Genomic DNA, 20,207 nt, shown 5'->3' with positions numbered 1-20,207 from the left:
CCCCTGCCTACGGTGACCCGGTGGAACCCGAACAGCCGCGACCGCGGCTCAGCCTGCGCCGCGTGCTCGACGACCTCGGAGTGACCTTCCTCGAGCTGGCGGTCGGCCGGGCCGAGGAGTCCGGCGAGGTGCGCGGCCTGGTCATCTGGGACCCCGCCGACCCGCCGACGCTGCTGCCGCGCTCCCTCGTGCTGGGTGTCGGGGTCACCTCGGACGAGGAGGTGCTCGACCTCCTCGACCGCGTCGCCGGGCACGACGTCGCCGGGGTCGTGCTCCGGGCACCGGTGCCGCGCACCGGTCGGGTCGTCGAGCAGGTCGAGCGCACCGGCACCCCCGTCCTGGGCCTGTCCCGGGGAGCGTCCTGGGCCCAGCTCACCGAGATGCTGCGCTCGATGCTCACCCCGGGCGACCTGTCCTCGGGCCACCAGACGTCCGACTCGCTGGGTGGGCTGCCGTCCGGCGACCTCTTCGCGGTCGCCAACGCGATCGCGGCGCTGATGGGGGCGCCCATCACCATCGAGGACCGCAGCTCACGGGTGCTCGCCTTCTCCGGGCGCCAGGACGAGGCCGACCCCTCCCGCGTGGAGACGATCCTGGGCCGCCAGGTGCCCGAGCGCTACGCCCGGATCCTCCAGGAGCGTGGGGTCTTCCGCGACCTGAACCGCAGCAACGAACCCGTCTTCATCGAGCCGCTGCCCTCCGACGAGGGCCACTTCACGATGCCGCGGGTGGCGATCGGCGTACGAGCCGGGGACGAGGTGCTGGGCTCGATCTGGGCGGCGGTCACCGAGCCCCTCGACGCCGGGCGCCTCGAGGCGCTGCAGGACTCGGCCAAGCTCGTCGCCCTGCACATGCTCCGTCACCGGGCAGGCTCGGACGCCGCGCGTCGCATCCGGGCCGACCTGCTGAGCACGGCGCTCGCCGGCGGCGCCAACGCCCACGACGCGCTCGTGCGTCTCGGCCTGGCCGCGCGCCCGCTGACGGTGATGGGCCTGCGCCCGGTGCTGGCAGCCGGCGACGCCGGCACCGAGGACGCGTCCGTGGCGCAGGAGCGCCAGCGACTCACCGACGCCTTCGCGATGCACCTCGCCGCCGTCCAGCCGGTCTCCGCCGTGGCGACCATCGGCGACACGACCTATGCGCTGCTCGCCGCGACCGAGCCGCTGGAGGAGGCCGACGCCCGCGCGGTGCGCCTGCTCCACGACTTCGTCAGCCGGGTCGACGACCGCATCCACCCCCTCGCGGCGGTCGGGCCGATCGCCGCCGACCTGCAGGGCATCGCGCGCAGCCGGGTGAGCGTCGACCGGGTGCTGCGGGTGCTGGCCGAGAACAGCGGTGCGCACCGGGTGGCGCGGCTCGAGGAGCTGCAGGCCGAGGCCATGGTGCTCGACCTGCGTGACCAGGCCGCCCAGCGCGGCGACCAGGTGAGGGGCGCGCTGGCCCGCCTGGTGGCCTACGACGCCGAGCACGCCACCCACCTCGTCGAGACGCTGCGCGCCTGGCTGGACGCCTTCGGCGACGTGGGCGCCGCCGCCGAGGCGATGTTCGTGCACCCCAACACCTTCCGCTACCGCGTGCGCCGGGCCTCGGAGGTCGGCGAGGTCGACCTCGCCGACCCCGGGCAGCGGTTCTCGCTGATGCTGCAGCTGCGGGTGTTCGGTCCCGGTCAGCGCGGGTAGGACACGACGGCGTCGCCGTCGTAGCACGTGCGGGACGGCACGATCGCGGCCGGCACGTCGAAGCGCTCGAGCACCCGGCACCCGTAGACCTCCTGGGTGCCCAGCCGGGTCGGGGTGCGCCAGCGGCCGTCGGTGCGCACCGCGATCTGCACGTAGCCCCCGTCGGGGCAGGGTGCGAAGTTGCCCATGTCGCTGATCAACGCGTAGCCGTCCGAGCGCCACTTCTTCACGACCATCGTCGCCGCCGTCCGGCACTTCTCGCGCGGGTCGTTGGCCTTCCAGAGCTGCGTCAGTCGCCGCTCGACGAAGTCCCCGAAGGCCGGTGACGTGTCGGCGATGCGGTCGAGGTGGTCGAGGGTGACCTCGGCGCCGGCCCCCGGATAGGTGACGGTGCGCACGTACGCGCTCGCGGGCGCCGACGCCGTGGCCGGGAGGGCGAGTGCCGGGGCCAGGACGGTCGAGGCGACCAGGGTGAGGAGGACGGTCAGGGTGCGGCGCATGTGCGACTCCCGAGGTGGTGCGGCCGCCGATCGGCCGTTCACTGGAATGGACGCGATCGGAGGGCGTGACGTTGCACGTGCCCGTAAAGCGGAGAACCCCAGGCCGGAGGCCTGGGGTTCGTTCCTGTGTCCGAGGGGGGACTTGAACCCCCACGCCCTAATACGGGCACTAGCACCTCAAGCTAGCGCGTCTGCCAATTCCGCCACCCGGACGAGTGCTGGAGAAATGTAGCAAAGCACCTCCGGACCGACGAATCGGGGCTGGTGCTTGCTCGTGGGGCAGGATGGACGACATGGACCAGGTGCCTGCTGACGCCCAGACGGACCGCGCGTACGACCCCGCGAAGGAGGTCGTCGAGCTGTGCCAGGAGCTCATCCGCATCGACACGTCCAACTACGGCACCGACGACGGGCCGGGGGAGCGCAAGGCGGCCGAGCACGTCGCCTCCCTCCTCGACGAGGTGGGGATCGAGAGCCAGGTCATCGAGGGCCGGCCCGGTCGGGCCAACGTCGTCGCCCGCTGGGGCGGGGGCGACGGCAGGGCCCCGCTGCTGCTCCACGGCCACCTCGACGTCGTACCCGCCGAGGCGTCGGACTGGCAGGTCGACCCGTTCAGCGGCGAGATCAAGGACGGCCACGTCTGGGGTCGCGGCGCGGTCGACATGAAGGACTTCGACGCGATGCTGCTCAGCGTCGTGCGCGCCCGTGCGGCCGCGGGTGCGGCGCCCGACCGCGAGGTGGTGCTCTGCTTCACCGCCGACGAGGAGGCGGGCGGCGGCCACGGCGCCAAGGTGCTCGTCGAGGAGCACCCCGACCTGCTCGCCGACTGCACGGAGGCCGTCGGCGAGGTCGGCGGCTTCTCGGCGACGATCCGCGGTCGCCGCGTCTACCTGATCGAGGCGGCCGAGAAGGGCATGGCGTGGATGCGCCTCACCGCCCGCGGTCGCGCCGGCCACGGCTCGATGATCAACGGCGACAACGCCGTGACAAGGCTCGCCGGCGCCGTCGCGCGGATCGGTGCGCACGAGTGGCCGGTCCGGCTGACGCCGACGATGGAGGTCCTGCTCGCCACGGTCGGGGAGCTCGCCGGCACCGAGGCCACGCCCGACAACGCCGAGGCGCTGGTCGAGGAGTTCGGCGACGCCGCGCGCATGCTCGGCGCGGTCATCCGCAACACCGCCAACCCGACGATGCTGCGGGCCGGCTACAAGACCAACGTCATCCCGACCGAGGCGACGGCGACGGTCGACGGCCGCTTCCTGCCCGGCTACGAGGACGAGTTCTTCCGGACCCTCCACGAGCTCGCCGGCGACGGCATCGAGTTCGACTTCGAGTCCAAGCAGGACCCGTGGGAGACGCCCTACGACGGCGACCTGGTCGGTGCGATGACCCGCAGCCTGGTCGCCGAGGACCCCGACGCGCTCGTCGCGCCCTACCTCATGAGCGGGGGCACCGACGCCAAGCACTTCCGCAAGCTCGACATGCGGTCCTACGGCTTCGCGCCGCTGCGCCTGCCGGCCGACCTCGACTTCACCGCGCTCTTCCACGGCGTCGACGAGCGCGTGCCCGTCGACTCGCTCGAGTTCGGCGCGCGGGTCTTCGACCGCTTCCTCGACGACATCTGACCGAGGCCGGGCCGGGCACGGCCCGACAAGCACCGCCGATCGCACCCTCGGAACTGTTGCGCACGCCACAGCCGGACACCGGCGAGGGAATGCATCGCGCTGTGGCACAGTTGCGACCACGAAGAGCTTGCGTGCTCTGGGGGCGGTGGAACTCCGCACCGGCGGTCACAGTCCGCGACCCGACCACAGCCAGTGGCCGGTTGACCAGGTGGAACTCCTGGACCGACGGTCACAGTCCGGATGAGAAGTGCACGCAGACGGCTCCGCGTCCCTCGCCTGGAGGGATGCGCGCCCGTCGCCCGCGCCCCCGGAGTCCGACCACCCGGACCGGAGGGCAGTGATGACGACCAGCGACGCCGAGCAGCGCGCCATGCAGCGTGCATTGGCGCTCGCCGTCACGCCGGGCGTGCCCCTCGGCCCCAACCCTCGTGTCGGCTGCGTGCTGCTCGCCCCGGACGGTACGACGATCGCGGAGGGCCTCCACCGCGGCGCGGGCACGCCCCACGCCGAGGCCGCTGCACTCGCCGAGGCCGGCGAGGCAGCCCGCGGCGCGACCGCGGTCGTGACCCTCGAGCCGTGCAACCACACCGGCCGCACCGGGCCGTGCAGCGAGGCGTTGATCGCCGCGGGCGTACGACGCGTCGTCTTCGCCCAGCCCGACGCCAACCCGGTCGCCGTCGGAGGCGCGCGACGCCTCCGCGAGGCGGGGGTGGAGGTCGTCGGGGGCGAGCAGGTCGAGGCGGCGCAGGCGATCAACCGCGCCTGGACGTTCGCGATCGCGCACCGCCGCCCGTTCGTCACGTGGAAGTTCGCGACCACCCTCGACGGCCGCAGCGCGGCGGCGGACGGCACCAGCCGCTGGGTCTCCAGCCGGGCCGCCCGCCTCGACACCCACCGGCTCCGCAGCCTCTGCGACACGATGCTCGTGGGCACGAACACCGTCGAGGTCGACGACCCCGAGCTCACCGTCCGCGACGAGGTCGACGAGCCCGTCGCGATCCAGCCGCTCCGCGCCGTGATGGGCCTGCGCGACCTCGACCCCGGCCGCCGCGTCCTCGACGACCGCGCGGAGACCGTCCACCTCCGCACCCGCGACCCCGAGGAGGCGCTGGCCCGGCTGCACGAGCTCGACCGCCAGCACGTGTTCCTGGAGGGTGGCCCCACGCTGGCGCGCGCCTTCCTGGCCGCCGGCCTCGTCGACGAGGTCGTCACCTACGTCGCCCCGATGCTCCTCGGCTCGGGGCGCAACGCCGTCGCCGACCTCGGCATCGGCACCATCGCCGACGCCCTGCACCTCCACGTCACCGACGTGGTCGTGCTGCAGGGCCACGACGGCGAGGACACCAACGTGCGGCTCACCATGAGGCCGCTGATCCCCCAGAAGAGGAGTGCCTAGATGTTCACCGGGATCGTCGAGGAGCTCGGCACCATCGCCGAGGTCACCGACCAGGGCGACGCCGTCCGGCTCACCGTCGAGGCCGGCACGGTGCTCGAGGGCACCGGGCTGGGCGACTCGATCTCCGTCAACGGCTGCTGCCTCACCGTCGCCGAGCTCGGCGACGGCCGGTGGACCGCCGACGTGATGCAGGAGACGCTCGACAAGACCTCGCTGCGCGGCGTCACGCCCGGTGACCGGGTCAACCTCGAGCGCGCGATCACCGTCGACAAGCGGCTCGGCGGCCACATCGTCCAGGGCCACGTCGACGGCGTCGGCGAGGTCGTCTCCCGCTCGCCCAGCGAGCACTGGGACGTCGTCGAGATCTCCCTGCCCACCCACCTCTCGCGCTACCTCGTCGACAAGGGCTCGATCACCGTCGACGGCGTCAGCCTCACCGTCGTCGAGGCCCGCGACTCCAGCTTCACCGTCAGCCTCATCCCCGAGACCCTGGCCCGCACGACGCTCGGCACCCGCCGCGTCGGCGACCTGGTCAACCTCGAGGCCGACGTGATCGCCAAGCACGTCGAGAAGCTCCTCGGGGGCTACCTCCCCACCCCTGACTCGACGCCGGACCCGACGCCGGACTCGACGCCGGACTCGACGCTGGGCTCGACGCTGGGCTCGACCACCGTGCACGACCTACTCACGAACGACGAGGAAGACTGATGAACGACCTGCTCGAATGGCTCGTCCACGGCACCATCCCGGTGCCGGGTGGCGAGCTCGGTGCCCGCGAGGTCATCGGCAACCTCTTCGGCCTCGCCAGCGCGATCCTCGGCATGAAGCGCGTGATGTGGGCCTGGCCGGTCGGTCTCGTCGGCAACGTCCTGCTCTTCACGGTCTTCGCCACCGGTGAGCTCTCCGGCCACATCGACGAGCCGCTGTGGGGCCAGGCCGGCCGCCAGGTCTTCTTCGCCGTCGTCTCGGTCTACGGCTGGTGGCGCTGGTCGCACGTCAGCCGGGCCGGAGGAGCCTCCGACGGTGGCGCGATCGCCCCCCGCTGGGCGACCCGCACCGAGCGGCTCCAGCTGCTCGCCCTCGGCGTCGTCGGCTACGCGGCGGCCTACGTCGTGCTCACCCAGGTGCTCGGCTCCTGGGGCCCGACGACCGAGGCGTGGATCCTCGCGGGCTCGATGCTCGCGACCTACGGCATGGCCCGCGGCTGGGTGGAGTTCTGGCTGGTCTGGGTCCTCGTCGACGTCGTCGGCGTGACCACGCTCGTCCAGGCGGGCTACTACCCGACGGCCGGCATGTACCTCTTCTACGCCGTCTTCGTCGTGATCGGCTTCGTGGTGTGGCTGCGCGACGCGCGCACCGTGGTCGACACCTCCACGGTGGACGAGAAGGAGGCGATCCCCGCATGAGCGACAGCAGCGTGAGACTCGACTCCGTCGAGCGGGCCATCGCCGACATCGCCGCGGGCAAGGCGGTCGTGGTCGTCGACGACGAGGACCGCGAGAACGAGGGCGACATCATCTTCGCCGCCGCCAAGGCGACGCCGGAGCTGATGGCCTTCACGATCCGGCACTCGTCGGGGGTGATCTGCGTGCCGATGCCGGCCGAGATGCTCGACCGGCTCGAGATCCCGCTGATGACACCGCACAACAAGGACAAGCTGCGCACCGCCTACACGATCTCCGTCGACGCCCGCGACGGCGTCAGCACCGGGATCAGCGCCGCCGACCGTGCCCACACCGCGCGCACCCTCGCCGACTCGGCGACCGAGCCGTGGGAGCTCACCCGTCCCGGCCACGTCTTCCCGCTGCGCTACCGCGACGGCGGCGTGCTCGTACGCCGTGGGCACACCGAGGCGGCCGTCGACCTGGCCATGCTGGCCGGCCTCACGCCTGCGGGCGTGCTGGTCGAGGTCGTCAACGACGACGGCACGATGAAGCGCGCGCCCGAGCTGCGGGAGTTCGCCGACGAGCACGGGCTCGCGATGATCTCCATCGAGGACCTCGTCCGCCACCGCCGCCGCCACGAGGTCCACGTCGAGCGGGTCGCCGAGACCCGGCTCCCGACGCGCCACGGCGAGTTCACCGCCTACGGCTACCGCATCACGATCGACGGCAGCGAGCACGTCGCGCTGGTGCACGGCGACGTCAGTGGTGACGAGCCGGTCCTCACCCGCGTGCACAGCGAGTGCCTGACCGGCGACGTGTTCGGCAGCGAGCGCTGCGACTGCGGCCCGCAGCTCGACGAGGCGCTCCGCGCAGTCGTCGCCGAGGGCAGGGGAGTGGTGGTCTACCTGCGCGGCCACGAGGGCCGGGGGATCGGCCTGGTCGCCAAGCTCCAGGCCTACGAGCTCCAGGACGGCGGCCGCGACACCGTCGACGCCAACCTCGACCTCGGTCTGCCCGCCGACGCCCGCCACTACGGCACGGCGACCCAGGTCCTGCGCGACCTCGGCATCTCGGCGGTCCGGTTGATGACCAACAACCCCGACAAGACCGCGAGCCTCGAGGACTTCGGGATCACGGTCACCGAGCGGGTCCCGCTCGCGCCGCACGCGACCGACCACAACCTCGCCTACCTGCAGACCAAGCGCGACCGGATGGGCCACGACCTGCCCGACCTCGCCGTCGACCACCAGGCAGAACATCCCCTCGACCAGCACGGAGAAGCACGATGAGCGGCCACGGCGCCCCCACCTCCCAGCCCTTCGACGCCAGCGGCCTCAAGGTCGCCGTCGTCGCCGCGACGTGGCACACCCAGGTCATGGACGGCCTCGTCGCCGGCGCCGAGCGCGCGTTGGCGGCCTACGGCATCACCGAGCCGGAGGTGGTCCGGGTGCCCGGCACCTTCGAGCTCCCGGTCGTCGCCGCAGCCCTCGCCCGGGGCGGGTACGACGCCGTGGTGGCCCTCGGCGTCGTCATCCGCGGCGGCACCCCGCACTTCGACTACGTCTGCTCGGCCGCGACCGTCGGCCTCACGCAGGTCAGCGTCGACCACGCCATGCCGGTCGGCTTCGGCGTGCTGACCTGTGACACCGAGGAGCAGGCGCTCGACCGTGCCGGGCTCGAGGGCTCGGCCGAGGACAAGGGCTGGGAGGCCACGGCCGCCGCCCTGGACACCGCGCGCGTCCTCAGGACCGCACGCGCGAGCTGAGTCGGGTCAGCTCGTCCGGTCGCTGCCCTTCTGGAGCCGGTCGATGTGCTCGGAGGCCTCCGCCTTGGTGAGGTCGGCGGAGATCTCCTCGCCGTTCTCGCGGGCGAGGGTGTCGAGGTAGCTGCGCTGGGCCCCGGTCATCGGCTCGTCGCCGGTGACCCACTCCTCGGGATCCTTGCGGGTGCTGTCGCCCTGGGGTCCGCCGAGGGTCTCCTGGGTGGGGTCGGGTGTCACGTCGTCCGAATGTGTGTTCGATTCAGTCATGGTCCGACCGTACTCCTCCCTGCCGACAGGGCCACCACTCCTCGGGGTGGTCCGCGCCCGGGACCGGCGGCGAGCCGGAGCCGCGAGCGCCGTAGGCTTGCCTCCGTGAAGACGTTCGAGGACCTGTGGGCAGAGCTGTCCACCAAGGCCGTGGAGCGCCCCGAGGGCTCCGGCACCGTCCAGCAGCTCGACGCCGGCGTCCATGCCATCGGCAAGAAGCTCCTGGAGGAGGCCGCCGAGTCGTGGATGGCCGCCGAGCACGAGGGCAAGGACGCGACGGCGCTGGAGATCAGCCAGCTGCTCTACCACGCCCAGGTGCTGATGCTCGCCTCCGGACTGACCCTCGACGACGTCTACGCCCACCTGTGACCCGAAGCCTGTGAGTTCCTCATGACCCTCCGCATCGCCGTCCCCAACAAGGGGGCGCTGTCCCAGGCCGCCACCGACATCCTGCGGGAGTCGGGCTACCGCCAGCGCACCGACTCCAAGGAGCTCGCGCTCGTCGACCACGACAACGACGTCGAGTTCTTCTACCTGCGTCCGCGCGACATCGCGCTCTACGTCGGCGAGGGCACCCTCGACGTCGGCATCACCGGCCGCGACCTGCTGCTCGACTCCGGTGCCAAGGCCGACGAGGTGATGAACCTCGGCTTCGGCCGTTCGCGCTTCCACTTCGCCGGCCCGGCCGGGCGGTACTCCTCACTGGAGGACCTCCGCGGCCTGCGGATCGCGACGTCCTACGTCGGCGTGGTCGAGGACTACCTCTTCCGCCACGGGATCGACGCGACCGTCACGCGCCTCGACGGCGCCGTCGAGACGAGCATCCAGCTCGGCGTCGCCGACGTGATCGCCGACGTGGTGGAGACCGGCTCGACCCTCCGGGCGGCCGGCCTGGCCACCTTCGGCGACGTCATCCTCGACTCGCAGGCCGTGCTGATCACCCGCGGCGGGGACGTGTCGGCCGACTTCGACATCTTCCGTCGCCGGGTCGAGGGCGTCCTGGTCGCGCGCAGCTACGTGATGATGGACTACGACATCGAGGAGTCCCACCTGCCCGAGGCGACCGCGCTCGCCCCCGGCCGCGAGGGCCCGACGATCTCCCCGCTCGGCAAGGCCGGCTGGGTCGCGGTCCGGGTGATGGTGCCCCGCGCCAACTCCCAACGGCTGATGGACGACCTCTACTCGATCGGGGCGCGTGCCATCCTCCTCACGGACATCCATGCCTGCCGCCTCTGAGGTCGCCCTGCCCCGCACGTGGCGGCCGGCGGGCGTGCGCTTCGCCGTCATCGGCTTCGGCGTGATGCTGCTCGTGGTGTGCGTGGCGTGCTGGTTCGGCTTCGACGAGTCGGTGCGCGAGCGCTTCTCGTGGCTCCAGCGCATCACGGTGCTGGCCATGGGTGCCGGTCTCGCCACGTGTGGCTGGGCGCTCGCCCGCGCGCGGGTGACCGCCGACGCCGAGTCGCTCACGGTCGTCAACGGGTTCCGCACCCGCCGGCTGGAGTGGGCCGAGGTCGTCGCCGTGCACCTGCCCGCGGGGGCCCCGTGGGCGACCCTCGACCTCGCCGACGGCACGGAGATCTCGGCGATGGCGCTCCAGGGCAGCGACGGCCGCGGCGCCCGCGACGGCGTGCGCGAGCTGCGCGCGCTGATCGACCGCCAGCCCTCCGACGACAGCTGACGCCCGGCCCTCGGATGGCCCTCAGAGGGCCCTCAGAGGGCGTGGATGCCCCACGACACCGACAGCTCGTCACCGTCCGTGCCGGCGGGCGCGAGGGTGGCGAGGTCGGTGCCGGAGTTGTACGCGTCGGCCGGCGCGGTCATCGGCTCGACCGCGATCGCAGGGCGGGGTCCGTCCGTCGGGGCCGTGTAGAGCTGGAGCCACCGGTGGCGCCCGTCCACCCAGAGGGCTGCGCCGTCGCCGCTCGCCGGGTCGCGGAGCGTCACGGTGGCGCGGCCGTCCTCGTGGTCGAGGTCGCCGAACCCGTGGTCGAGCTCGGTGTCACCGATCCGTCGTGGCGTCGTGAAGTCGCTCTCGCCCGACACCGGCTCGGTGCCGGTGGGGAGCTGGCGGTCGTCGACGAGCAGGCGGGTGCGTGCCGGCACGTGCAGCTCGAGGTCCTCGATGGCGTCGCCCACGCAGAGGTACGGGTGCGCCCCGCTCGCGTACGGCGCGGGCTCGGGCGCGAGGTTGGTCGCGGTCTGCGTGACGACGAGCCCGTTCGCCGACAGGTCGTAGAGCACGTGCAGGTCCAGCGTCCACGGGTAGCCGGTCTGCGCCATCACCCGGTAGACGAGCGAGACCGAGGTCCCGGTGTGTTCCTCCAAAGTCCACGCGGCCCAGCGGGCCAGGCCGTGCGAGGCGTTGCCGTGGCCGGGGTCGGTCAGCCCCAGCTGGAGGTCGCGCCCGCCGAAGGAGTAGCGCCCGTCGCGGATCCGGTTGGGCCACGGCATGAGCAGCTGGCCGCGGCCGCCACCCGACATGGCGTCCTCGGCGAATCCGTGCACCAGGTCGCGCCCGTCGCGGGACAGGACCCGGAGGGCCGCACCGCTCTCGGTGACGACGGCCCGGTAGCCGGCCGCCGCGATCTCGTACTGCTCACCGCTCGGAAGCACCATGCTCGCCACCCTAGACATCGGCGGGCCTGGTGACGTCAGTCGGTCGACACGACCAGGTCGGCGTGTTCCCGCGTGCGGTGCGCGGCGTGGAGCGCCTCCTCGTCCGTGCGCCAGCGCAGCAGGTGCTCGCGCATCGCCTCGCCGTCGCGTGCGACCCCGCGCTCGAGCCTGAGGTCGCTGTCGGCCTCCAGCCAGACGAGCAGGCCCACGAACGGTGCGATCGCCGGTGACCAGCAGCCGACGCCGTCCAGCACGAGCAGTCCGCCGGGCGCGACCCGGTGGGTCTCGGCCCACGCGCTCGCGTGCCAGTCCCACCGGGTCCACGACCCCGGCTCGCCCCAGGCGAGGGGTCGGACGAGCGCGTCGACGCTGGCCGCCAGTCCCGGCAGGCCGTCCCACCCGTGCAGGAGCTCGTCGGTGTGCACGAGCGTGGTCCCCGGTACGACCCGGGCGAGCGCCCCGGCCAGGGTGGTCTTGCCCGAGCCGGTCGGCCCGTCGATGCACACCAAGCGACTCGCGCCGAGCGTGGGCGGTGCGGAGAGCGCGCGGTCAGCGACCTCCCGCGCCAGGGAGCCCGGCGTGGTCACGGTGTCAGAACGCGAGGCCGTGGCCACGATAGGACGGCACCACGTCGGTGACGGCCTCGCCGCGGACGAGGTGCACGTCGCGGACGTGCTCGAAGAGCTCGCCGGACTTCGCGTGCCGGAACCACACCAGGTCGCCGATCTGCAGCAGCGCCGCGGGGTGCCCCGTGAGCGGCGTCTGGACCTCCCCGGCTCCCTCGAGCCCGGTCAGGTGCAGGCCGGGCGGCGCCCACGGGACCGGGGACCGGTCCTCCCCGGTCGCCCCGCTCGCGATGAGGCCGCCGCCGTGCACGGTCGCCATGGTCGGGAGGGGCTTGCGGCTGACCCGCAGCCCGAAGAAGGCGGCCGGGCGGGGGTCGAAGGACGCGTAGTGGTCGAAGATGCCGGGCACCAGCAGCCCGGAGCCGGCGGCGATCTCGGTGACGGCTCCGTCGGCGGCGGTGGCCTCGACCGAACCCGAGCCGCCGCCGTTCCAGAACTGGAGGTCGGCGAGCCGGGCCAGCGCGTCGGCGATCTCGCGGCGGCGCACCTCGAGCTGCGTCATCGACGCCTGCTTGAGGCGGCGGACGAGCAACGACTTCGTGCGCTGGTCCGGGACGTCGTCCTGGACGCCGGCGACCTGCCCCTCGTAGGTCATCACGCCGACGAGGTCGAACCCGTCGCGCTCCACGACCTTGCGGGCCAGCGCGACGACGTCGGCGGTGTCGAAGAGGGGCGAGCGCTTCGGGCCGATGTGCTGCCCGCCGAGTCGGAGCCCGGCGTCGATGTCCAGGGCGATCCGCACGGGCACGTCCAGGGACAGCCGCGTCTCGTCGACGATGTCGAGGTGGGCCGGGTCGTCGACCATCAGCGTGATGGCCGCGGCCGCAGCCGGCGACGAGGTGAGCCGCCGCAGGGCGGTGAGGTCGACGCTCGGGTAGGCGACGACGATGTCGTCGCTGATGCCGGCCTCGTGCAGCCACAGCGCCTCGGCCACGGTGTAGGCCAGGACGCCGGCGAACCCGCCGTGCGCGAGCGCGCGCTCGATGAGCCCCGGCACCCGCAACGACTTGGACGCCACCCGGACCGGCTTGCCACCGGCCCGCCGGACGAGGTCGGCGGCATTGGCGTCGAACGCGTCGAGGTCGACCACCGCGATCGGCGTGGCCGGCGCGTCGGGAAGCGCCCCGATCGCGGTGCCGAGGCGCGACCAGAGGCGGTTGCGGTCGACGAAGTGGTCGCTCACTCGATGCCCCGCTTGCGCAGCAGGGCCTCGATGTCGGCCAGGTCGTCGTCGATCGGGGACCCGCCGGCAGCCCTCGCGGAGCTGGGCGGCAGCGACTCGCGCGCCCCGGGCTTCGTGGCAGCCTTGCCGCCGCCCGCCTGGGCCTTGCCGAGCTGGCGGTCGCGCAGGAAGCCGCTGATGACGTAGAGGACGACGGCGAGGCCGGCCAGGCCGACGCCGACCCAGGTGCGTACGTCGAAGACGAGGCTGGTCGCCCAGTCGGTCACCGAGCCGCCGATCTCCACCACCATCTCGAGCGTCCCGGTCAGCCAGGCGGCCGCGGGGAGCAGGGTGAAGCCGAGCGCCCGCAGCCCGTTGACGGCTCCGCGGCGACGGAACGCGATCCACGTCCAGATGGCACCGGCCACGGTGAGCGCGGCGGTCAGGGCGGCCCAGGTACTCGCTTCCACGGCCCCAGAGTCCCACAGCGCACCACGGCGCTGGGACAATGTCGGCGTGCCCCACGACGACCACGCCCACGATGGCGAGCTGGTCCGGACGGTCCCGGACTCCGGCTTCGCCGACGACAGCGGCGCCGCCGACCCGCGGGTCGCAGCCGCCCTCGTCGCGCACGCCGCGGGTCGGACGTCGTCGGCCGAGGCCCTCGCCGCGCTCCAGGACGCGCGCCTGCTCGTCCCGGTCGTGGCCGTGCTCGGCGAGGTCGAGCTCGACGCGGCCGGGCTCGCCCACGACAAGTCGTCCGACATGGCGGCCGTGCTCGTGCAGGCTGCTGACGGCAGCAAGGGCCTGCTCGCCTTCACCTCGACGGAGACGATGTCGAGGTGGGACCCCGAGGCCCGCCCGGTCCCGGTCACGACGCCCACCGCGGCCACGGCCGCCGTCCAGGACGGCGCCGAGGCGCTGCTGGTCGACCTCGCCGGCCCGGCGACCTACGTCCTCGACGGCGACGACCTCACCCGCCTCGCCGCCGGTTGGCGCCTGGTGGCCATCGGTGACGGCCCGGGGGAGGGCCACGGCTGGATTGGCCCCTCGACGGAATGATCGGCTAGTCTTCGGTGTTGACCGATCAGTGCCGCCACGCTTCACGGCGGCGCCGATCCCGCCAAGCGGAGTCGAGCACCACCCGTCTCCCACCCGCATCGATCGCCCAGCACCACAGATCGTCGGGTCCGGTCCAGTGACACGGTCGTCGAGAGACACCCGTGGACACCAGCTTTCCCGTGAGGGGAGGCGTGTGATGACTGGCTCCCGCTTGGCAACAGCGGGAGCCCTTGTTCATTTCACACACCTGCATGACCAGTGCGGACAGGGACTCCCACCCACCCGAACCACTGGAGGACCCATCAGCACCGAGCTGCGCATCAACGACCGGATCCGCGTACCCGAGGTCCGGCTCGTAGGACCCAACGGCGAGACCGTTGGCATCGTGCCGACCGACCAGGCACTCAAGCTGGCCGTGGAGGCCGACCTCGACCTCGTCGAGATCGCCCCCCAGGGTCGCCCCCCGGTCTGCAAGCTCATGGACTACGGCAAGTTCAAGTACGAGAACGCCCAGAAGGCGCGCGAGTCCCGCCGCAACCAGACGAACGTGATCATCAAGGAGATGAAGCTTCGTCCCAAGATCGACAAGCACGACTACGAGACCAAGAAGGGTCACGTCGTGCGGTTCCTGGGTGCGGGCGACAAGGTCAAGATCACGATCATGTTCCGCGGCCGCGAGCAGCACCGCCCCGAGCTCGGCTTCCGCCTGCTGCAGAAGCTGGCCGAGGACGTGCAGGAGCTCGGCTTCGTCGAGTCCTCGCCCAAGCAGGACGGGCGCAACATGACCATGGTCATCGGCCCGCACAAGAAGAAGGCCGACGCCAAGATCGACGCCGACGCCGCCCGGGCCTCGAAGGCCCAGGAGCGTGCCGACCGTCAGGCCGAGGAGGACGCCGAGCGCGAGGCAGCACACGCCGCCGGGCCCGTCGCCCAGAAGAAGGAGCGTCGCCGCTCCGAGAACCTCGACGCCGACATCGACGTCTGAGACCCACCGTTTTCCGCCGCCCCGTCCACGAGCCGGGGCAGCACCGATGAGGAGAGAATCAACATGCCGAAGAACAAGACCCACTCGGGCGCGAAGAAGCGCTTCAAGGTGACCGGCTCGGGCAAGATCATGCGCCTGCAGGCCGGCCGCAAGTCCGGCGCTGCGTTCGCCTCCGCGCCGACCACGGGCAGCCGCAAGAAGCACCGCCGCAACGCCGGCATGGTCGAGCTCGAGAAGGGCGACGTCGCCCGCGCCAAGAAGATGCTCGGCATCTGAGCCTCACCCCACCTGGTGGCACCAGACCTGGCTCAGCCGCCGTCCCGATCTTCAACCCATTGCACCAAGGAGTAACCCCATGGCACGCGTGAAGCGCGCAGTGAACGCCCAGAAGAAGCGTCGTACCACCCTCGAGCGCGCCAGCGGCTACCGCGGCCAGCGCTCGCGGCTCTACCGCAAGGCCAAGGAGCAGGTCACCCACTCCTTGGTCTACAGCTACAACGACCGCCGCAAGAACAAGGGCAACTTCCGCAAGCTGTGGATCCAGCGCATCAATGCCGCTGCCCGCGCGAACGGCATGACCTACAACCGCTTCATCCAGGGCCTCGGCCTGGCCGGCATTGAGGTCGACCGCAAGATCCTCGCCGAGCTCGCCGTCAACGACGCCCCGGCCTTCGCCGCGCTCGTCGAGGCCGCCAAGGCCGCGCTGCCCGAGGACGTCAACGCGCCCAAGGTCTCCGCCTGAGCCACGTGACGCCCCTCGCCGCGAGCAACGCTCGCGTCAAGGACGCCCGCAAGTTGAGCCGCCGCTCGGTCCGCACCGAGCGGCGGCTCTTCCTTGCCGACGGCCCGAAGGCCGTCGAGGGGGCCCTGTCGGTCGACGGCTGCGTCGTCGAGGTCTTCGCCACGCCAGCGGCCCTCGAGCAGCACGCCGACCTGCTGGCTCCGGCGACCGTCACGCTCGTCGACGAGCGTGCCCTCGCCTCCCTGTCGGACGCGGTCTCCCCGGCCGGGGTGGTCGCGCTCTGCCGCCACTTCGATGCCCCGCTCGAGCACGTCGTGGCCGCCTCGCCCCGGCTGCTCGCGATCTGCGCGGACGTCCGCGACCCCGGCAACGCCGGCAACGTGATCCGCACCGCCGACGCCGCCGGGGCGGACGGCGTCGTCCTCGCCGGCCAGTCGGTCGACGCCTACAACCCCAAGACCGTGCGCAGCACGGTCGGCAGCCTGTTCCACCTGCCCTTCGCCGTGGAGCCCGACCCGGCGACGGCGGTCCGCACCGCCCAGGCGCGAGGCCTGACCGTCCTCGCCGCCGACGGCGCGGGCGAGGTCGACCTGTTCGAGGCCGACCTGTCCGGGCCGACGGCCTGGCTCTTCGGCAACGAGGCGTGGGGCCTGCCCGACGACCTCGCCGGGCTGGCCGACCACCGGGTCGCGATCCCGATCCACGGGCGCGCCGAGAGCCTGAACCTCTCCACCGCGGCGGCGGTGTGCCTCTACGCCAGCGCCCGCGCGCAGCGTTCCTGAGACCTCATCGCACGCGGGTGGACGGCACCGCTCCGGCGTACCTCTCGGCGAGGGTCGCGACGTGCGCGACCAGCTCGTGCGGCTCGTCGACGTGGAAGTCGAGCCCGAGCATGCCGATCCAGACGGCGACCATCTCGACGCTGTCCGCGCCGGTGACCAGCACGCTGTGGTCGTCGTCGACCTCTTCGACGACCCCGACGGTGGGGTTGATCCTGCGCAGCACCTCGGCAGCGGACGCGTCCACCGCGATCCGGCAGTGCACCGACCATCCCGAGTGGGCGACCTCCCGGAGCACGAAGGCCGCGTAGTCGCCGCCGTCCATCGGTCGGGGCGCGAACCTCCCTGCCCCGGGCGTGCGCACCTCGAGCCAGTCGACCCGCAGCGCCCGCCACGCCCCGTCGCGGCTGCGGGCGACGACGTACCAGCGCTCCTGCCAGCTCACCAGCCGGTAGGGGTCGACCTCGATCGGCTCCTCGGCCTCGTGGTCGCCGCCGGCGCGGTAGCGCAGCCGCAGCCCCTCGTGGTCGCGGATCGCGGCCGCGAGCTCGGCCAGGAGGGCGACGTCCACGACGGGTGCCTCGACGTTGGTGCCGGTGTTCGCGGGGCCGACGTCGGTGCTCTCGTGCAACGCCCGGACCCGTCGTCGCAGCCGGTCGGGCAGCACCTGCTCCAGCTTGCCGAGCGCGAGCAGGCTCGGCTGCTCCAGACCGCGCACCGCGGCCGCGGTGCCGAGCCCGACGGCGACCGCGACCGCCTCGTCCGGCTCGAGCAGCAGGGGCGGGAGCCGGCCGTGGTCCCCGAAGCGGTAGCCGCCCGACGGCCCGCGCACCGCGTCGATCGGGTAGCCGAGCTCGCGCAGCCGCTCCACGTCCTTGCGCACCGTCCGTTCCCCGACGCCGAGCCGCGTGGCGAGGTCGGTGGCCGGCACGACCGTGCGCGCCTGGAGCAGCCCGAGCAGGGCCAGCAGCCGGGACGAGGTCTGGAGCGGCACGTCGGCCTCCTGGAAGCTCGTGAGGTGGTGTCGAGAGTAGCGGAACGATCGGTGCCGGAATGGTTCCTACCGTCCCTCCATGACCACTCACCAGCACCTCACCGTCCGCCCGTTCACCGTCGCCGTCGACCAGGACGCGATCGACGACCTCCAGTCCCGGCTGGCCCGCACCCGCTACGCCGCCGAGCCGGCCTCGACCGCGCCCGGCGACTGGTCCGCCGGCGCTCCCGTCTCCTGGCTCCGCGACATGGTCGACCACTGGCGTCACGGCTTCGACTGGCGCGCGCAGGAGGAGCGGATGAACGCCCACCCGCAGTTCCTCACCGAGATCGACGGCCAGACGATCCACTTCGTGCACGTCCGGTCATCGAACGACGACGCCACGCCGCTGCTCCTGCTGCACACCTACCCCGGGTCGTTCGTCGACTTCCTCGACCTCGTGCCGCACCTGACCGACGACTTCCACCTCGTGATCCCGAGCATCCCGGGGGTCGGCTTCAGCCAGCCGCTGACCGACGGCGCCTGGGACTCGCGCCGCAACGCCCGGCTGTGGGACGCGCTGATGCGCGGCCTGGGCTATCCGTCGTACGGCGCACACGGCTCCGACAACGGCGCGATCGTGGCCCGCGAGCTGGCGATGCTGGCACCGGAGGGCTTCCTCGGCGCGCACGTGCTCCAGCTCTTCTCGTTCCCGTCGGGCGACCCGGCGGAGTTCGAGAGGATGACGCCCGCCGACCACGCCGCGCTCGAGTTCGCCGGCTGGTTCCAGACGGTCAACGGCTACGCCACGATGAACGCCTCCCGCCCGCGGACCATCGCCGCCGCGCTCAGCGACTCCCCGGTCGGGCAGCTGGCCTACAACGAGCTCTTCGAGAGCTTCGGCAACGGCACCGCGAGGGTGACCCGCGACCAGGTCCTCACCCAGGTCAGCCTCTACTGGTTCACCAACAGCAGCGGGGGAGCGGTGCAGACCTACCGCGCCGAGCAGTCGGTCGAGCCTCAGGTCAACCACGGCAGGATCGGCGTCGCCGTGTTCGCCGACGACTTCCGCTCGATGCGGCCGTTCGCGGAGCGCGACAACACCGACATCGTGTCGTGGACCGAGCACGAGGGCGGCGGTCACTTCGCCTCGATGGAGGCACCCGAGGAGCTCGCGGGCGCGATCCGCGCCTTCTACGCCTGACCCCCGGCGCCCGACGGCGGCCCAGCGGCGCACGGACCCGTCCGTGCGCCGCTGGGCTACGCTCGCCCGCGATGATCCTGATCGATCCACCGGCCGTCCCGCGCTGGGACCGGCTGTGGTCCCACCTCGCGAGCGACACGTCCTACGACGAGCTCCACGAGTTCGCGGCCGCCCACGGCATCCCGGCCCGGGGCTGGGACCGGGACCACTACGACGTGCCCGCCGACCACTACGACGCGATGGTCGCGGCCGGGGCGGTCCCGGTGACGTCGCGCGAGCTGGTCGCCGCCCTGCGACGCGCCGGGCTGAGGCGGCCCAAGGCGAGCTCGTGAGGCTCGCCTCGCGACTAGGGTGACGGGCGTGTCAGCACAGCGGAGGGTCGACAGCGCGCCGACACGCCTGCGCTCGCTGGCCGACGCGTACCCCGACGGCATCCTCGGCGCCACCCGCGAGGGGATCGTCACGATCCTCAACGCCCAGGGCGCCGCACTGCTCGGCATCGACGCCCAGGAGGCGCTCGGGCTGCCTCTGCCCGAGGTGCTCCGGCTCCTCGACCAGGACGGGAAGACCTGGCTCGAGGTCAACCGGCCCTTCGAGAGCATCTCGATCGTGCGCGGCGTGCCCGAGCAGTCGTGGCTCAACGCGTCGGGCGAGGAGGTGCTCACCACCGGCAAGCTCGTGCGCGACGGCGACCTCGGGCCGGTCCTCGGGATCGCCGTGGGCCTGCGCAGCGGACGCGGCCGAGCCCGTCTGGACCGCGAGCGCTCCGACCTCGTCGCGATGGTCGCCCACGAGCTGCGCTCGCCGCTGACCGGCGTGAAGGGCTTCGTGCAGGCCCTGCTCAACCGGTGGGACAAGCTCAGCGACGACCAGCGCAAGCTGATGCTCACCACGGTCAACGCCGACGCCGACCGGCTCGCCCGGCTGATCGCCGAGCTGCTCGACGTCGCCCGCATCGACACCGACCGGCTCCAGCTCTATCCCCGCGAGTCGTCCGCCGAGGTGCTGGTGCGGCGCGTGGTCGACAACATCGAGGCCGGCACGTCGCGCGCGATCCGGCTCGAGGTCGAGGACGACCTGCCCGAGGTCTTCGCCGACCCCGACAAGTTCACCCAGGTCGTCACCAACCTCGTCGAGAACGCGATCCGGCACGGACAGGGCCAGGTGAGCGTGGGCCTGGCGGCCTCGCCCAGCCTGGACGGCGTCCGCATCACCGTCGACGACGAGGGAGACGGCATCCCCGTCGAGCTCCGCCGGCGCGTCTTCACGAAGTTCTGGACCACCGGCGACTCCGGTGGCACGGGGCTCGGGATGTACATCGTCGGTGGGCTGGCCCGCGCCCACGGCGGGTGGGTCACCATCGACGACGCCCCCGGCGGCGGTGCGCGGGTGATGGTCGACTGGCCGACCGAGGACCGCCGGCCCGACTGAGCCCGCCTGGTCA

Annotated in this window: 24 protein-coding genes, 1 tRNA gene, 1 pseudogene and 1 riboswitch; of the genes and pseudogenes, 18 read left to right on the top strand and 8 right to left on the bottom strand. The window is 72.6% G+C overall.

The window, feature by feature from the left end; translation table 11 throughout:
* The first annotated feature begins 20 nt into the window (after window positions 1-20).
* Window positions 21-1,679 (top strand): PucR family transcriptional regulator, encoded by a 1,659-nt coding sequence (locus BLV76_RS19105; RefSeq protein ID WP_090971195.1) that lies wholly within the window; start codon window positions 21-23, stop codon window positions 1,677-1,679.
* On the opposite strand, the gene BLV76_RS19100 is transcribed toward BLV76_RS19105, so the two are convergent.
* Complete coding sequence (locus BLV76_RS19100) at window positions 1,667-2,179, bottom strand: hypothetical protein (RefSeq protein ID WP_090971193.1); 513 nt, start codon at window positions 2,177-2,179, stop codon at window positions 1,667-1,669. The two genes, BLV76_RS19105 and BLV76_RS19100, sit on opposite strands and share 13 nt — an antisense overlap.
* Before the next feature lie 127 nt (window positions 2,180-2,306).
* Window positions 2,307-2,392 (bottom strand) — tRNA-Leu (locus BLV76_RS19095).
* An 80-nt stretch (window positions 2,393-2,472) separates the two neighbouring features.
* Here BLV76_RS19095 and BLV76_RS19090 point away from each other — a divergent pair.
* From BLV76_RS19090 to ribH, 6 genes and pseudogenes are all read left to right on the top strand, one after another.
* Window positions 2,473-3,804: a M20/M25/M40 family metallo-hydrolase gene (locus tag BLV76_RS19090; RefSeq protein ID WP_217630394.1), complete on the top strand. Its 1,332-nt coding sequence runs from the start codon at window positions 2,473-2,475 to the stop codon at window positions 3,802-3,804.
* A 127-nt stretch (window positions 3,805-3,931) separates the two neighbouring features.
* Window positions 3,932-4,061: riboswitch (FMN riboswitch) on the top strand.
* A gap of 83 nt (window positions 4,062-4,144) precedes the next feature.
* Complete coding sequence (gene ribD / locus BLV76_RS19085; RefSeq protein ID WP_245734762.1) at window positions 4,145-5,200, top strand: bifunctional diaminohydroxyphosphoribosylaminopyrimidine deaminase/5-amino-6-(5-phosphoribosylamino)uracil reductase RibD; 1,056 nt, start codon at window positions 4,145-4,147, stop codon at window positions 5,198-5,200.
* Window positions 5,201-5,779, top strand: a pseudogene (locus BLV76_RS19080) (riboflavin synthase); the annotation flags it as partial.
* A gap of 128 nt (window positions 5,780-5,907) precedes the next feature.
* Entirely contained in the window at window positions 5,908-6,606 is a 699-nt protein-coding gene (gene pnuC, locus BLV76_RS19075) for a nicotinamide riboside transporter PnuC (protein WP_090971187.1), read from the top strand.
* Entirely contained in the window at window positions 6,603-7,874 is a 1,272-nt protein-coding gene (locus BLV76_RS19070; RefSeq protein WP_090971185.1) for a bifunctional 3,4-dihydroxy-2-butanone-4-phosphate synthase/GTP cyclohydrolase II, read from the top strand. Before pnuC ends, BLV76_RS19070 begins: the two co-directional genes overlap by 4 nt.
* Window positions 7,871-8,350, top strand: coding sequence for a 6,7-dimethyl-8-ribityllumazine synthase (ribH, locus tag BLV76_RS19065; RefSeq protein WP_090971182.1), 480 nt, complete (start codon window positions 7,871-7,873; stop codon window positions 8,348-8,350). Before BLV76_RS19070 ends, ribH begins: the two co-directional genes overlap by 4 nt.
* Window positions 8,351-8,356: 6 nt before the next feature.
* On the opposite strand, the gene BLV76_RS19060 is transcribed toward ribH, so the two are convergent.
* Window positions 8,357-8,614, bottom strand: a complete 258-nt coding sequence (locus BLV76_RS19060) for a DUF3072 domain-containing protein (RefSeq protein ID WP_090971180.1) — start codon at window positions 8,612-8,614, stop codon at window positions 8,357-8,359.
* Between the two features lie 105 nt (window positions 8,615-8,719).
* Between BLV76_RS19060 and BLV76_RS19055 the strand changes: the two genes are divergently transcribed.
* Genes BLV76_RS19055 through BLV76_RS19045 form a run of 3 tightly spaced genes read left to right on the top strand, consistent with a single transcriptional unit; the run spans window position 8,720 to window position 10,292 of the window.
* On the top strand, window positions 8,720-8,983 hold the full coding sequence (locus BLV76_RS19055) for a phosphoribosyl-ATP diphosphatase (protein ID WP_090971179.1): 264 nt from the start codon (window positions 8,720-8,722) through the stop codon (window positions 8,981-8,983).
* Between the two features lie 21 nt (window positions 8,984-9,004).
* Window positions 9,005-9,850, top strand: coding sequence for an ATP phosphoribosyltransferase (gene hisG, locus BLV76_RS19050; protein ID WP_090971177.1), 846 nt, complete (start codon window positions 9,005-9,007; stop codon window positions 9,848-9,850).
* On the top strand, window positions 9,834-10,292 hold the full coding sequence (locus BLV76_RS19045) for a PH domain-containing protein (protein WP_090971176.1): 459 nt from the start codon (window positions 9,834-9,836) through the stop codon (window positions 10,290-10,292). The genes hisG and BLV76_RS19045 overlap by 17 nt, the downstream gene beginning before the upstream one ends.
* A gap of 32 nt (window positions 10,293-10,324) precedes the next feature.
* Here the strand turns inward: BLV76_RS19045 and BLV76_RS19040 are convergent, their stop codons facing one another.
* The 4 genes from BLV76_RS19040 to BLV76_RS19025 are packed head-to-tail and all read right to left on the bottom strand — an operon-like array spanning window position 10,325 to window position 13,488.
* The gene (locus BLV76_RS19040; RefSeq protein ID WP_090971174.1) at window positions 10,325-11,230 is read right to left on the bottom strand and encodes an aldose 1-epimerase family protein; all 906 of its coding nucleotides are present in this window, start codon (window positions 11,228-11,230) and stop codon (window positions 10,325-10,327) included.
* 35 nt (window positions 11,231-11,265) lie between these two features.
* Window positions 11,266-11,817, bottom strand: coding sequence for a uridine kinase family protein (locus BLV76_RS19035; protein WP_245734761.1), 552 nt, complete (start codon window positions 11,815-11,817; stop codon window positions 11,266-11,268).
* Between the two features lie 4 nt (window positions 11,818-11,821).
* Entirely contained in the window at window positions 11,822-13,039 is a 1,218-nt protein-coding gene (locus BLV76_RS19030; protein ID WP_175539754.1) for an amino acid deaminase/aldolase, read from the bottom strand.
* Window positions 13,036-13,488: a cellulose synthase gene (locus BLV76_RS19025; RefSeq protein WP_139306633.1), complete on the bottom strand. Its 453-nt coding sequence runs from the start codon at window positions 13,486-13,488 to the stop codon at window positions 13,036-13,038. The genes BLV76_RS19030 and BLV76_RS19025 overlap by 4 nt, the downstream gene beginning before the upstream one ends.
* Before the next feature lie 46 nt (window positions 13,489-13,534).
* On the opposite strand from BLV76_RS19025, the gene BLV76_RS19020 reads away from it, so the two are divergent.
* The 5 genes from BLV76_RS19020 (at window position 13,535) to BLV76_RS19000 (ending at window position 16,589) form a co-directional block, all read left to right on the top strand.
* Window positions 13,535-14,080 carry an SseB family protein gene (locus tag BLV76_RS19020; RefSeq protein ID WP_245734760.1) on the top strand — a complete coding sequence of 182 codons (546 nt, stop codon included), beginning with the start codon at window positions 13,535-13,537 and terminating at the stop codon, window positions 14,078-14,080.
* Between the two features lie 247 nt (window positions 14,081-14,327).
* Complete coding sequence (infC, locus tag BLV76_RS19015; protein ID WP_245734949.1) at window positions 14,328-15,065, top strand: translation initiation factor IF-3; 738 nt, start codon at window positions 14,328-14,330, stop codon at window positions 15,063-15,065.
* Between the two features lie 63 nt (window positions 15,066-15,128).
* Window positions 15,129-15,341, top strand: a complete 213-nt coding sequence (locus BLV76_RS19010) for a large ribosomal subunit protein bL35 (protein ID WP_090971167.1) — start codon at window positions 15,129-15,131, stop codon at window positions 15,339-15,341.
* Window positions 15,342-15,420: 79 nt separating this feature from the next.
* A complete protein-coding gene (gene rplT, locus BLV76_RS19005) occupies window positions 15,421-15,807 on the top strand; it encodes a 50S ribosomal protein L20 (protein WP_090971165.1) in 387 nt (128 codons plus the stop codon).
* Window positions 15,808-15,812: 5 nt separating this feature from the next.
* Window positions 15,813-16,589: a TrmH family RNA methyltransferase gene (locus BLV76_RS19000; protein WP_342712210.1), complete on the top strand. Its 777-nt coding sequence runs from the start codon at window positions 15,813-15,815 to the stop codon at window positions 16,587-16,589.
* A gap of 4 nt (window positions 16,590-16,593) precedes the next feature.
* On the opposite strand, the gene BLV76_RS18995 is transcribed toward BLV76_RS19000, so the two are convergent.
* A complete protein-coding gene (locus BLV76_RS18995; protein WP_090971161.1) occupies window positions 16,594-17,580 on the bottom strand; it encodes a helix-turn-helix transcriptional regulator in 987 nt (328 codons plus the stop codon).
* Between the two features lie 79 nt (window positions 17,581-17,659).
* On the opposite strand from BLV76_RS18995, the gene BLV76_RS18990 reads away from it, so the two are divergent.
* The 3 genes from BLV76_RS18990 to BLV76_RS18980 all read left to right on the top strand — a co-directional run bounded on the left by BLV76_RS18990 (window position 17,660) and on the right by BLV76_RS18980 (window position 20,194).
* On the top strand, window positions 17,660-18,763 hold the full coding sequence (locus BLV76_RS18990; protein ID WP_090971160.1) for an epoxide hydrolase family protein: 1,104 nt from the start codon (window positions 17,660-17,662) through the stop codon (window positions 18,761-18,763).
* Window positions 18,764-18,834: 71 nt separating this feature from the next.
* Complete coding sequence (locus BLV76_RS18985; protein WP_090971159.1) at window positions 18,835-19,095, top strand: DUF4031 domain-containing protein; 261 nt, start codon at window positions 18,835-18,837, stop codon at window positions 19,093-19,095.
* Window positions 19,096-19,123: 28 nt separating this feature from the next.
* Window positions 19,124-20,194, top strand: coding sequence for a PAS domain-containing sensor histidine kinase (locus tag BLV76_RS18980; protein WP_245734759.1), 1,071 nt, complete (start codon window positions 19,124-19,126; stop codon window positions 20,192-20,194).
* The last annotated feature ends 13 nt before the right edge of the window (window positions 20,195-20,207 follow it).

The organism is Nocardioides exalbidus (assembly GCF_900105585.1).
Lineage (GTDB): Bacteria > Actinomycetota > Actinomycetes > Propionibacteriales > Nocardioidaceae > Nocardioides > Nocardioides exalbidus.
Note: the sequence above shows the minus strand (reverse complement) of the source record. Positions and strands in the feature narration are given on the sequence as shown.